Source organism: Chitinophaga sp. NPDC101104 (assembly GCF_050277495.1).
In the GTDB taxonomy this organism is placed as follows: domain Bacteria; phylum Bacteroidota; class Bacteroidia; order Chitinophagales; family Chitinophagaceae; genus Chitinophaga.
On record NZ_JBNNSF010000003.1, the window covers coordinates 426,643 to 440,043 of the forward strand.

At 55.7% G+C, this 13,401-nt stretch carries 7 protein-coding genes; 6 read left to right on the plus strand and 1 reads right to left on the minus strand.

The annotated features are described in order from the left end of the window. Positions 1 to 56: 56 nt before the first annotated feature. The 6 genes from ACQKLP_RS23540 to ACQKLP_RS23565 all read left to right on the plus strand — a co-directional run bounded on the left by ACQKLP_RS23540 (position 57) and on the right by ACQKLP_RS23565 (position 12,368). Entirely contained in the window at positions 57 to 2,480 is a 2,424-nt protein-coding gene (locus ACQKLP_RS23540) for a DUF2339 domain-containing protein (RefSeq protein WP_427325436.1), read from the plus strand. After that, entirely contained in the window at positions 2,446 to 3,702 is a 1,257-nt protein-coding gene (locus tag ACQKLP_RS23545; RefSeq protein ID WP_427325438.1) for a hypothetical protein, read from the plus strand. Before ACQKLP_RS23540 ends, ACQKLP_RS23545 begins: the two co-directional genes overlap by 35 nt. A gap of 641 nt (positions 3,703 to 4,343) precedes the next feature. Continuing rightward, positions 4,344 to 7,460, plus strand: coding sequence for a SusC/RagA family TonB-linked outer membrane protein (locus ACQKLP_RS23550; protein ID WP_427325439.1), 3,117 nt, complete (start codon positions 4,344 to 4,346; stop codon positions 7,458 to 7,460). Positions 7,461 to 7,472: 12 nt separating this feature from the next. After that, positions 7,473 to 8,912 (plus strand): RagB/SusD family nutrient uptake outer membrane protein, encoded by a 1,440-nt coding sequence (locus tag ACQKLP_RS23555; RefSeq protein ID WP_427325440.1) that lies wholly within the window; start codon positions 7,473 to 7,475, stop codon positions 8,910 to 8,912. A gap of 93 nt (positions 8,913 to 9,005) precedes the next feature. Continuing rightward, positions 9,006 to 11,726 carry a hypothetical protein gene (locus ACQKLP_RS23560; RefSeq protein ID WP_427325442.1) on the plus strand — a complete coding sequence of 907 codons (2,721 nt, stop codon included), beginning with the start codon at positions 9,006 to 9,008 and terminating at the stop codon, positions 11,724 to 11,726. A 9-nt stretch (positions 11,727 to 11,735) separates the two neighbouring features. Beyond that, complete coding sequence (locus ACQKLP_RS23565) at positions 11,736 to 12,368, plus strand: GntR family transcriptional regulator (RefSeq protein WP_427325443.1); 633 nt, start codon at positions 11,736 to 11,738, stop codon at positions 12,366 to 12,368. 61 nt (positions 12,369 to 12,429) lie between these two features. On the opposite strand, the gene ACQKLP_RS23570 is transcribed toward ACQKLP_RS23565, so the two are convergent. Then, positions 12,430 to 13,329, minus strand: coding sequence for a pentapeptide repeat-containing protein (locus tag ACQKLP_RS23570; RefSeq protein WP_427325444.1), 900 nt, complete (start codon positions 13,327 to 13,329; stop codon positions 12,430 to 12,432). Positions 13,330 to 13,401: the final 72 nt, after the last annotated feature.

A 13,401-nucleotide genomic window follows, 5' to 3' on the forward strand; every position in this document is an offset into this window, starting at 1 on the left:
GGCCGCTCCATTTGGGGCGGCTTTTCTTATATTTACCGCTATAATCCCCAATTCCTATGTCAATTACACTTGTTATCCTGTTGCTGATCGCTTTGCTGGTGTTGGTGGTGATGGCCCAGAACCGGAATGCCGAAAGGATGTCGGAAATATTGTACCGGCTGGATAAGCTGAGCAAAGAGCTGGAAAAGCGGGAAGTATCCCCGGCCCGGGAGCGCCCGGCTTCCCCGGAAATTTCCCCGGGTCCCGGGACGGTATTCGAGGCGCCGCCTGCGCCCGTTCCCCTGCGCCAGGAATCCCCTGTTCCTGAACCCCCGGCACCACAGTTCGTGGAAGATGCGCCGGAACCCGAAGAGATGGAAGAAATGCGCGCGGCTTTCCAGGCTGCGGAAATGAAGCGCGGGGCGGAAGCGGTATATGTGGAGCCGGAGCCGCAACCTTCGTTCTGGGAAAAATTTATGGAAAAGAATCCCGACATCGAGAAATTCATCGGCGAAAACCTGTTCAACAAGATCGGGATCGCGGTGCTGGTGATCGGGATCGGGTTTTTCCTCAAGTTCGCTATTGATAAAAACTGGATCAACGAAATCGGCCGGACGTTCATCGGGTTCTTATGCGGCGCGGCGCTCATCGGCCTGGCGCACCGCATGCGGAAATCGTTTGCTGCATTCAGTTCCGTACTGGTCGGCGGCGGTGTGGCAGTATTGTATTTTACCGTGGCCATCGCGTTCCATCAATATGCACTGGTAGGGCAAACGGCGGCTTTCCTGCTAACGGTGGCCATTACGGCGTTTACGGTGTTCCTTTCCATTTCCTACGACCGGAAGGAACTGGCGGTGCTGGCGATCCTCGGCGGGTTCGGGGCGCCGTTCATGGTATCTACCGGTCATGCCAACCTCATCGCCTTCTTCTCCTGGATGCTCATCCTGAACATTGGGATGCTGGTATTGGCCTATTTCAAAAAATGGAACCTCGTCAATATTATCTGCTATGCGCTCACCTGGCTGATATTCGGGGGATGGATGGGCTCCGGTGCGCTGGAGGGCGACAGTATCATCCTCGGCGATGTGCGGACGGCTTTCGTGTTCGCGACGGCATTTTATGTGGTTTTCTTCCTCATGAACGTGATCAACAACGTGCGCAACGGCACGCGTTTCCGCGCGCTGGAGATCGGAATATTGCTCAGTAACACATTATTTTATTACAGCGCGGGGATGTTATTCATGGAGAAATGCGGCTGGCAGGATTGGCAGGGGCTGTTCACTGCGCTGATGGCCGTTTTCAACTGCTTGTTCGCATATTTCCTCTTCCGCAACAGCAAAGCGGACCGGACGATGGTGTACCTGCTCATCGGTTTGGTGCTCACGTTCATGAGCCTCGCCGCGCCGGTGCAGCTGAACGGAAATTACATTACCCTTTTCTGGGCGGCCGAATCGGTTTTGATTTTCTGGCTGTTCCGGAAATCGGGGATCGTGCAGATGAAGTACGCGTCCATGGCGGTGCTGGTATTGATGCTGATCAGTTTGATGATGGATTGGTCGCAACTGTATTTCCTGGGGCCCGAGCTGCGGCCGGTGATCAATAAAGCGTTCGTGACGGGGATCGCCGCCATCGTGGCGGTGTACCTGTTGCGCAGGCAGGTGGCACAGGAAGCGCCTTCCGTTCCCCTGTTCCCCGTAATGAGCGCAGGCGGCGTTTCGCGCGTGTTGCAAACGATTTTCGTGATATTGATATATGTTGTTTTCCTCCTCGAGATCGTGCACCAGGTAAACGACTATCAACCTTCGCTCACTGCGATAGCTACCGGTTGCTTCAATTACGGCTACCTGGCTGTGCTCTTGCTGCTGGCGCGCCGGCGGAACGATAAAGGGGCGGTGGTACTGATGTTCCTTTCGCTCTTCGCGGCGCTCGCCATGCTGGGTTACTTCAACCTGTCCGTGATCCGGGTAAGGACGGAAGTGCTGGCCGGCGAAACCCCGATGTGGGTTTTCGGTCTCCATTACCTGCAGACGGCATTGCTGGTGTGGCTGCTGGTGGAAATGAAGAAAACCATCCCGCAATTCCGCATTCCCCGGCTGGAAACCGGGTTCAACTGGTTCCTGTCGTTCATGGCGTTGTACCTCCTGAGTGCGGAGCTGGACCATCTCGTGGTGGTGCTTCGCGCCCCGGTGCCGGCCGCCGCTACCCTGGGAACGGTGCATGGAACGGGGTATGCGCTGCTGTGGGGATTGTTCGCTTTCGTGCTGATGTTCATCGGTCTGCGCCGCAAATCCCGCGACTTGCGGATCGTGGCCATCACCGTATTCGGTATTACGCTCGCGAAGCTCTTTGTGTTCGACCTTCGCGGATTGGGCGAAGGCGGAAAAATCGCGGCGTTTATTTCGCTGGGTATATTATTGTTGCTGATATCGTTCATGTATCAGCGGTTAAAGAAAATTATCCTGACAGATGATCAACCTGTTGAAGAAAAACTGCCGGATTAGCCTGTTCCTGCTTGGCTGCGCGACGAGCGCATCCGCGCAGGACAGCGCTAAATTTACCTGGGAAGCGAAACTGCCGAAGGTAGACAGTACCTTTTTTTACCGTATCCCGGTTACGCCGGCCCTCAGTGCCAAAGCCTTCCGCGGCGGAGAATGGGACATCCGGATTGTGGGTGATGCGGGCGAGGTGCCTTATTTGCTGGAACGCAAATACCGCGTGGTCTCGGAAGGTGATTTCATCGCATACGCCACCCCGAAGCTGGAATCTGTACCCGGAAAGGAAACGGTGATCGTATTCGAGCCCAAACCGCAGATGTCGCTCAAATCGTTCGGGCTGCGATATTCCAATACCGATGTGGAGAAAACGGCGGTGCTGACGGGAAGTAACGACGGCGTGCAATGGTATGCCATCCGCCCGGAGTTCCTGTTGTCGCCTTCCGCCGCCGTTCCCGTAAAAGGCAAGGAAACGATCGTAGAACAAACGGTCAACATGCCGGTTTCCGGTTACCGGTATTTCAAACTGGTGATCGACGATTCCGCCAGTGCACCGCTTCATTTCAATTGCGTCGGTTTCAGGAACAAGCCGCAACTGGTGGAGGAAAAAATAAAAGCTGCCGATGTGAAGCTGGTGTTGATGGATGGGAAAGACCGTCGAACCGACCGTTTCCTCATAACACTGCCAACAGCTTTGCCGGTGCGGGAAGTGACGGTCCCGATATCTCAACCGGCGATGTACCGGAGGGATGTGCAATTGCTGTCGATCGAAAACGGCGCGGAGCAATTGCTGGCCACGGCCGTGCTGTGCTCCGAAGATTCGGTGAACGTCATCGGAATGGGGCCTAATACGGTGTTCGATAGCCTGGTGCTGAAGGTAGAGAACGGGGATAATCTTCCGTTGGTGCCGGGAAACGCCGGGATCTGGCAGGATGCGTATATGCTGATCACGAAACTCGAGCCCGGGAATTATACTTTGCGCGGCGGTGCGGCTGGCATGCGTGCACCGAAATACGATGCCGAGTTTTTCAGGTTTGCGTATCATGAGCAGGTGGGCCGCGACCTGGTGCCGGAAGCGCCCGTCGCGATCGATCGTCCGCAACCGGTGACGGAAGCCGCAGGCGTTTTCACTTCGCGTTGGTGGATATGGTTGGGGATCATTGTGGTGATAGGGGTTTTGGCGCTGGTGGTGCGCGGGTTGTTGCGGGACATGAAAAAGGAGAAGGATTGACCGTTTATTTTCTTATTTATTGGGGGCTGATCAAAAAGTAATGATCAGCCCTTTCTATTTGTGTATCCGCGGGAAGCCAATCATCATTTATGAGCGGTCCATAAGGCCTGTGATTCTTTTTCATACCCGTGATATACCCTCCGTTTTGCCCGCATGATTCCCTGGGGAACGCCCGCGTTCCAGGCTGGTTTTCTTACGCTACGTTTACCGATTGATTCCATTATTGTATACAAATAATCCCTACATTCGTTTAATACAATTGAAAAACAATAAATTATCATCATCCAAATATTTTTTGAAAGAAAACTGCTGAAAGGGATAAATGTTTACATAAAAGCACTACATTTGTTTACATAGTCATTCAACCAAAGTAAGCGCAAATTCCACCAGAGGCGTCATCGGGGAAACGGGTACGCATCTTATTTTTTCCATTTTAATACAGCGATCATTCCGGCTAAAGGGCCGGGGAAGGGTGTGTTTTTCATCGCCGGCCAAAGGATGGTTTTGTACATTTTGCCTATGACGATACATGCAGACATGAAGCACCGCCGCGGCATATTTCTCCGTATGCCTGTTATGGCTTTTTAATCAGGAGCACAACGGTAATTATTCAATTCTTTAATCTTCTATTTCACTGAAGTATGGATCGTACAATTCATATCGGGAAAAATGCACGGTTGTCGGCCGTCCGCAAATCCGCGGCAGTAAAGGCCGCAGCGCTCTGCATCGCGGTGATGGGCGCAGGCGTTTTGCCGGGCACGGCCAACGCAAGGCCCGTATTGGTTACCGCCAGCGAACGCATCGTTCTCAGCCAGATTTCCGGTAACGTTACCGACGACGAAGGCGCCCCCATGCCGGGCGTTGTAGTAGCCATCACCGGCACCTCCAAAGCCGTGATCACCGACGGAAACGGTTTCTACACACTCAAAGACGTGCCCGAAGGCGCCACCCTTACCTTTAAAATGGTGGGTTACGTAACCCGCCAGGTGCCGGCCAACCAATCCGTCATCAACATCAAACTGGAAAAAGACATTAAAACCCTCGGCGAAGTAGTGATCACCGACGGTTACCGGAATTTCAGCTCCGCTACCGCCACCGGTTCCATCAACACCGTCAACGGCAGCACCCTCGAAAACAAACCCTTCGCCAACTTCGCACAGTCGCTCCAGGGCCAGGTAGCCGGCCTTACCGCCCCCATCACCAGCGGCCAGCCCGGCGCCAACATGGACATCCGCATCCGCGGCGTCAGCTCCCTGCAACTGAGCAACAACCCGCTCATCGTTATCGACGGGATGATCGTGAACTCCGGTCAGCTCACTTCCTATTCCACCACTTCCAACGCCCTCGCCGGCCTCAACCAGAACGATATCGATCGCATCGACGTGCTGAAAGACGCGGCCGCCACGGCGGTATACGGTTCCCGCGGCGCAGCCGGCGTGATCCTCATTACCACCAAACGCGGCAAATCGGGGAAAACACAGGTAAGGGTAGATGCCGAAGGCGGCGTTTCCAGCGAAATTCCCTTGCCGAAAGCCGGGAAAATGCTGAACGCCGAACAATACGCGATCATGTTCCGCGAAGCGCTCGCCAACAGCGGCAGCACGCCCGCACAGATCGAAGACCTCGCCAACAGCTACGGCCTCAACAGCGGCAAAAGCAATGATTGGTACGACCTCATCACCCGCACCGGCAAACAGCAACAATATAACGTCAGCCTCAATGGCGGCGGCGAAAAAACGAAATTCTTCGCATCGGCAGGATATTTCGGGCAGGAAGCCACCACCATCGGCGCCGATCTGAAACGGATCTCGGGGCTCGTGAATCTCGACCACCAGATCAACAAACGCCTGCAATTATCGCTGGGCCTCAACATCTCGAACGTCGGGCAGAACACGCCCACCACCACCAACTTCTCGTCGAACCCCATCTGGGCCGCACGCGGCCTCCGGCCGTTCCAGCTGGCGTATAACGACGACGGTTCCATCAATAATTCCACTTCCGGCAACACCAACTTCCCGGGGATTTACAACCCGCTGTGGACCACGGAGAACGACAAACGCTACCTGTCCATGTTCAAAACGCTGGGCAACGCCAAGCTGCGGTACAATATCTGGGACAAACTGTTTTTCACCTCCTACGTGAGCGCCGATTACAATACGCTGGAAGAAACCACCTACCTCAACCCCGTGATGGGCGACGGTGGCGGCACGCTGAAAGGCCGCAGCCGCAATTATTACTCCCGTTTCTTCAACTGGCTCACCCGCAACCAGCTCGATTACCGGTACGACATCGACGCGGCCAAAGATTTCTACGCCACGGCCTCCGTGGGCTACGAAGCGCAGCGTTCGAAGGAATATAAAATGTCGGCGGACGGGATCGGTTTCCCGTCGTCGCACCCCGGGCTGACGGCCCTGGGCAACGCGGGTACGCCGCAAAGCGTGTATGGCGATTACAGTAATTATGCTTTTGTATCCACGTACGGTAACGCCAGTGTGAACTATCAGAATAAATACGCGCTGAATGCGTCGCTCCGCCGCGATGGCTCTTCCCGCTTCGCATCCAACAACCGTTTTGCGACTTTCTGGTCGGTAGGCGGAACCTGGAACCTCCATGAAGAGGCGTTTTTCGAAAAGCAGGGCATCTTCTCCGCGCTGAAGCTCCGCTCTTCTTACGGCACCACCGGCAACGCGAGCCTTGGCAATTACCAATGGCTGCCGCAGGTGAGCTATGGCCTGGGATCTTCCTACGCAGGCGTCATCGGGCAGGCATATAACGTGATCGGCAACATCGACCTTACCTGGGAAACTTCCCGCAAGTTCGATGTGGGCGCCGATTTCGGGTTCGCGAAAAACCGGTTCATGCTGTCGGTAGATTATTATTATAACAATATCGACGGGCTCATCCGCAGCGTGCCTACATCCCTCACCACCGGCTTCCCGTCCGTTTTGCAGAACGTAGGCGCCATGGCCAACAAAGGCTGGGAGTTCATGCTCCGTGGAGATATCGTCCGCAGCAAAAACTTCACCTGGAACAGTAATTTCAACGCCGCTTTCAACCGGAACGAAATCACCAAACTGCCGGCCAATACCCCCGTGCAGAACGGTAACTTCTACCTGAAGGAAGGCTACAACTTCAATACGTTCTACATGCGCGAATATGCCGGTGTAGACCCGCAAACCGGCGATCCGCTGTTTTATACCGACGAGTCCCACTCCGCCACTACCAACAAACCGGGCGATGCGAAAATGATCCCGCTCGGCCGGACGTCTGTCCCCAAAGCGACGGGCGGTTTCAACAACATGTTCACCTACAAGGGCGTTTCGCTGGGCGTTGACTTCAGTTATGCTTTGGGATATTCCATCCTCAGCGCGCAGGACGTTTACTTCACGCTCGGCAACTACTACATCAATAACAAGTACCAGTACATTTTCGACCACCGCTGGACCTATGAGGGCCAGATCACCGACGTGCCGAAGTTCACGACGAAATCCGACCTCACGGTGAGCACTTACCGCCTGTACAAAGGCGATCATATCCGCTTGAAAAACATCCAGCTGGGATATGATTTCAACAACCTGGCATTCGTGAAAAGACTGGGCGTTTCCAAACTGGCGCTGTACGGAAGGGCTACCAACCTCTTCACCAAAACGTTCGACAAGCGCCTGCCCTTCGACCCGGAAGTTTCCTACAGCGGGCTCGACTCGCAGGATATGTTCCAGTACAAAACGTTTACCATCGGCATTAACGTGGGCCTTTAAAAAATCAGACACATGAAGAAAAGACATGCATATATCGCCATATTGACCGCAGCCAGCTTCACGGCAGCGTCTTGCGGGAAGAACTTCCTGGACGAAGAGCCCTCCACCAGCGTGTCGGTCGGCAACGCTATCATCTCCGAAGGCAGCATGCTGGAAGCCATGAACGGCGCGTACCGCAACATGACCGGTTCTTTGTATTTCGGCCGGAACGTGCCCCTGTTCGGCGATCTGCTGGCAGACAACGTGTACCTGTCCAGCTCCAATTCCGGCCGGCTGATCCCCATGAACAACTATACGTTCGTGGGCTCCTCCGCCGAGGCGGCCAATATCTGGTCGTCGGCCTATTACGTCATTCAACAGGCGAATCGCGTCATTTACGCCGGCCTGGCCGCCAGCAATAACGTGAACCACATGCTGGGCGAGGCGTATGCGTTGAGGGCGCTGAATTATTTCTATCTCGTGAACCTCTTCGCCAAACCTTACGCGGAAAACCCCGAGGCAGACGGTGTTCCGGTAGTGATATTGCCTACCAGCGTCGGCGGATCGCTCATCAAACCCGCACGCAACAAGGTGAAGGAAGTGTATGCACAGATCATTTCCGATCTCGACAAAGCCTTCGACCTCATGCCCGCCACCGGCATGAACGTGCATCCGAGCAATACGAACTTCCTGTCCAAATACGCCGCAAAAGCCCTCCAGGCCCGCGCTTACCTCTATATGGGCGAATACGCCAAAGCCCGCGATGCGGCAAAAAAGGTAGTGGATGAAGGCGGATATTCGCTCGCAGCCACTGAAGCGGCTTTCACGGCTTTCTGGGCGTCGAACGCAGCGCGGACGGACAAGCAGGAAACGCTTTTCGAACTGAACAACAACGCCACCGCCAATGCAGGCGTGGAAGGGCTGGACGCGATCTATTCCTCCAAAAGCCTCGGCGACATGCTGGCCACCGACGAGCTGTACGACCTCTATTCCGCCACCGACCGCCGCCGCAGCCTCATCGTGGACGGCGTGCGCGGTACGCAGACCGTTCATTACGTGAACAAATACCAGAACGTCACCAATACCGACCGCGACGAGATCAAGCTGCTCCGTTATGCGGAAGTGCTGCTCATCCTCGCCGAATCGGAAGCGCGGCTCAATAACAACACCGAAGGACAGAAATACCTGAACATGGTAGCGCAAAACCGCGACCCCGACCAGGTGGCCTATACATTGACCGGCGCCGCGCTGGTGAATGCGGTGATCGCGGAGCGCCGGAAGGAGCTGGCTTTCGAAGGATTGCGGTTGTTTGACCTCTACCGCCAGAATGCTACCTTTAACCGGCCCGACATGGGCGCGAAAGCGCACTCGGCCTACGTGGAAGTAAAAACGTCCGACTTCAGGAGAGTGCAGCCCATTCCCGAATCGGAACTGGCGGCCAATCCGAATATGGCGAAGAATCCGGGGTATTAAGATACCACTGTAGTTTGTGCCGGTTCCCCGGGGGCGAAAGCTCCGGGGAATCCGGTTTTTATCAACGATCATGAGATGGAATAGTTTATGAATATGAAAGTGAAATCTGGCTGGATGATCTGGGCCTTGCTGAGCTTCGTTTCAGTGACCGTTTTTGCCCAGCAGTACCCGGCGGTAGTGGGGGATAAGTACGTGAACCGGCAGCCGGCCCGCCTGGCGAAACTGAACGGGAAATCGGCCGTGGTAGTGAATGCCGGCGAAAACGGGAAGGTGGTGGGATTGAAAAGCGGCGTGAAGGCCGACCCCTCCGGCCCGGCAACCCTCACCTTCACCGTAAAGATCCCGGCGAAAGGGTGGTACGAACTGTCGACTTTCGCCGTTCCCGAACAGGAAGGCGCACCTGCTGCAGCCGCCCACGTCAAAATACAGATCGGGAACCACCGGCCCACCAGGCGCATTTTGTTCGACGCCTACCACGGCAACCGCCAGGTTTCCGGGAAATTCGAGATGGAAGCCGGCGAACGGTCCGTGAAAATCTGGCTGCCCGACGGCATGCGCCTCGCCTGGATCGAATGGAAAAATGCCAACGATCCTGCCATCCCGGAAAAAGCGCAACGCTACGAGCCCCGCATCACGCCGCCCGCCGGGCATCCGCGCATCTGGACAACGGCGCAACAGCTGCCCGTCATCAAAGCGCGCCTCACCCAGGGCGAAAACAAGGCCGCGTGGGAAAAAGTACGCGCCGCCGCCATTTCTCCCTTCTCGTTCGAATTCGATCCGCAGAAAGAGATTTTTTACCGGGAAGATGTGGAGAAAGCCGTGGAAACGAAAGCCTTCTATTACCTTATGACCGGCGATAAAGCCGTGGGCCGCGAAGCAGCGAAACTCATGCAGGATTACCTGTCTGTCCTCGAATTCGGGAACGTGACCTATGGCGACATCACCCGCGAGATCGGCCGGTCGATTTACGTGGCCGCACTGGTGTACGACTGGTGCTTCGACCTGTTGGGCAAATCCGAACTGGAAAACCTCCGCTTCCACATGCTCCGCCTCGCGCGCGACATGGAAATTGGATGGCCGCCGTTCATGGACAGCATCATCAACGGCCATGGCAACGAAGCCCAGATCAGCCGCGACCTGCTGGCCATGTCTATCGCCCTGTACGACGAAGATCCCCTTCCTTACAAATACACTTCCTACACCGTGCTCGAAGAGCTGGTGCCCATGCGCAAATTCGAGTACGAATCGCCGCGCCACAACCAGGGCGTGGATTACGGCGCTTACCGCCTCATGTGGGAAATGCATGCCGTGTGGCTGTTTTACAGGATGACGGGCCAACCCGTGTTCGACGACAACATCAAACATCTTCCGTACTATTGGCTCTACATGCGCCTGCCCGACGGGTATATGCTCCGCGACGGCGATATGTTTTCCGTGAAAGGCGGCGGCAGCGCGCCCCTGTACTGGAAGCAGCCCATGGCCATGTTGCTCGGCTATGCCTACGCCAACGATCCCGTGTTGAAGGCGGAGTTCCAGCGGCAGGGCGGTTTGCCGGACAATCCGGTATTGTTCCTGCTGGTGAACGATCCCGCATTGAAAGCGGACCATGATTTGACGAAGCTCCCGCTGACGAAGGATTTCGGGAAAGTGCTCGGTGGCGTGGTGGCGCGGACGGGATGGAACAACAATCCCGAAAGCAAAGATGTGATCGCGGAGATCAAAGGCGGTGGTTACCATTTCGCCAATCACCAGCATGCAGACGCCGGTGCGCTGCAGATTTATCATCACGGCATCCAGGTGGGCGATATCGGTTTGTACCTTTCCTACGGAACGCCGTACGATTTCAATTTCAATAAAAGATCCATCGCGCATAGCATGATGCTGGCCATGGACCCGCAAGAGAAACTCCGCTTCCGCACAAAACTGCAGGACGGCGGTGCGCGCTTCAACCAGCGGTTCCCGCAGTCGCCGGAAGAAACCACCACCGATCCCTGGTTCGATAACGGGAAAGTGATGTCTGCCGCGTTTGGTCCCTCCGTGCAAAAGCCCGCCTTCAGCTATTTCAAAGCCGATCTTACCGGGGCCTATTCTTCGAAGATCGCGCAGTATGCCCGCGGGTTCCTGTTCCTGAACCTCTTCCGCGAAGACGTGCCCGCCGTCATCATCCTGACCGATGATATGCGCACGGCCGATCCTTCGTTCCAAAAATACTGGCAGATCAATACGCTGCACCCCCCGCAGACCGATGGCGATACCTGGATATTGCGCAACGCGCTGAACGGCGCCGAAGGCAGAACACACGTGCAGATGCTCCTCCCCGCCGCGGCAGACCGTAAGCTGGAAGTGCTCGGCGGCCCCGATGCCAACAGTACTTTCGGTAACCGTTTCGAAGTGAAATCCACCAAGCCGGAAGCCAGCGCTTTCCGCATGATGGTGTCGCCCGCAGAACCGCATCCCCGCGACCGGTTCCTCACCGTCTTCCAGATGGCCGAAGGCGACGCGAAGCCGCTGCCCGTTCAGTTTGCGGAAAAAGACGGAATGTATCAATTGATCGTTGCGGATAGGGTGGTATGTATGAGCGCAGGCGCCGCCGATGCGGAAAAGCCTTTCACCGTGGAGGTTCCTTCAGGTGCGCAATGGCAGGTGGTGCTCGCCGGCCTGAAACCGGGATTCTGGAATATCCGGCAGGAAGGCGGTGGCATGGATGTCAATCTGGATGTGGTGGCCGGTAACAATACCGTTCACTTTACCGCCGGTGCAGGAAAATACCGCGTGACCCCTGCCAGGGCGTACCACGCGAAAGACGTAGAATAATACAATGGTATGAAAGCCGAATCTCAATCGGGGAAAGTATATGAAGTGCTGCGCAACAAAATCCTCGCGAACCAGGTGATCCCCGGTTCGCGGCTCAAGGAAGACGATTGGGCGGCGCGGGCGGAAGTGAGCCGCGTATCGGTCCGCGAGGCGCTGAACCGTTTGCTGGGCGAAGGTTTGCTGGAAAAGGGCGGCAAAGGCGGATATTTTGTGAAATCGATGACGGAAGACCGGTTGCGGGAAGTCCGTGAAGTGCGGGAATTGCTGGAGATCGGCGCCCTCCGCCTCGCCGGGAGCCGGCTTACGGCCGAAGACATCGCCAGCCTGGAAGTGCTTTGTGAAGATTTCAGCGCCATGGTGGCCAACGGTTATTGGTCGGGCGCCTGCGAGGCGGATATCCGTTTCCACGAAACGCTCATCGGCATTTCCCGCAACTCGAAGCTCAGGTTGTTGTACGAGCTCAGCAACATCCCGCTGTTCCACCTGAAGCGCGGGCCACAGGCTTCACAAATGGACGATTACGAAGAAACCGACCGCGAGCACCGCGAGATCGTGCGCTGGCTCAAGGCCGGGAAGCCCGCCCGGGCGCAGGAGGTACTGTCCAGGCATTTGCACCGCGGCGAGATGGCGGCGAAGGAATAATCCCCAACGCCGAAAGGGCTGCCCGTGGACGAGCGGCCCCAAAGGCTTGCGGATGCTGGTTTTAAGAGGGTATCAACGTAATCCCGCTCAAATCCGCCTTTCCGCTTTTTAACATTTCCATCGTCAGCCGGTCGGCCTGGCAATTGACGAATTTGAGATGCTTCAGGCTCCGGGTGCTGCATTTGAAAAAGGTGTTGATCAGCCGTGTGTTTTGAAATGTAACCTTGGAAAACGCACAATTATCGAAATACCCGTCTTCCACCGTTCCTTCGAAAATCACTTCCGAAAAATCCGATTCGCGGAAAACCGTACCCTGTACTATAGCGCCCGCCATACTGCTTTTGTGGACGCTGCTGTGGTCGAATTCCGCGCCCGACAGGTCGGAGCCGGTAAAATCGCAGTCCTTGAAGTGGCTCGAAGTGAATTTGGCGTCGCGGAGGGAGCAGTCGGTAAATTTATCGTGGGTGACGTACGATTTTTCGAGCTGGCTGCCGTTCATGTCCGACCCCGAAAAATCGCACCCCTCGATCATGTTGCCTTTCAGCAACAGGCCGCGCATGTCTGAGCCGATGAATTTGCAGCGTTGGAGATTGGAGCCGCTGAATTTTTCGTGGAGGTTTTTCAGCCCGGAGAAATCCGCGTCCACCCAGCTGCCGCCAGACATGTCCCAGACCGGCTTTTTTTCTGGAGGCGCAACCGTTTGCGCCGCGGGCGGGAAGGCCGTGAAGATCGTTTCCGATTTTTCGGTGGAAGGGAAGCCATCCGAAAAGTAATTCAGGTCTACCTGCAATATTTCCGCGAGGCGGTTGAACGTAACAATGTCCGGCATGGATTCTCCGCGCTCCCATTTGCCCACTGCCTGCGAACTGATGAACAGGGATTGCGCCAACTGGGCCTGGGAGATATTCAGTTTCTTGCGGGCTTCGGCGATTTTGTTGCCGATGGTTCTGGAATTTAGCATAACGATGTCGGTTTTTAGTGACGCCACAAAATTGGTCCCTTCCCTTTTCCGGATCAAATTAAAGCCACCACA

Excerpts from the sequence above, each read along its gene's own strand:
- ACQKLP_RS23540 (WP_427325436.1), top strand. The coding sequence starts at position 57 with ATGTCAATTACACTTGTTATCCTGTTGCTGATCGCTTTGCTGGTGTTG.
- ACQKLP_RS23545 (WP_427325438.1), top strand. The coding sequence starts at position 2,446 with ATGATCAACCTGTTGAAGAAAAACTGCCGGATTAGCCTGTTCCTGCTT.
- ACQKLP_RS23550 (WP_427325439.1), top strand. The coding sequence starts at position 4,344 with ATGGATCGTACAATTCATATCGGGAAAAATGCACGGTTGTCGGCCGTC.
- ACQKLP_RS23555 (WP_427325440.1), top strand. The coding sequence starts at position 7,473 with ATGAAGAAAAGACATGCATATATCGCCATATTGACCGCAGCCAGCTTC.
- ACQKLP_RS23560 (WP_427325442.1), top strand. The coding sequence starts at position 9,006 with ATGAAAGTGAAATCTGGCTGGATGATCTGGGCCTTGCTGAGCTTCGTT.
- ACQKLP_RS23565 (WP_427325443.1), top strand. The coding sequence starts at position 11,736 with ATGAAAGCCGAATCTCAATCGGGGAAAGTATATGAAGTGCTGCGCAAC.
- ACQKLP_RS23570 (WP_427325444.1), bottom strand. The coding sequence starts at position 13,329 with ATGCTAAATTCCAGAACCATCGGCAACAAAATCGCCGAAGCCCGCAAG.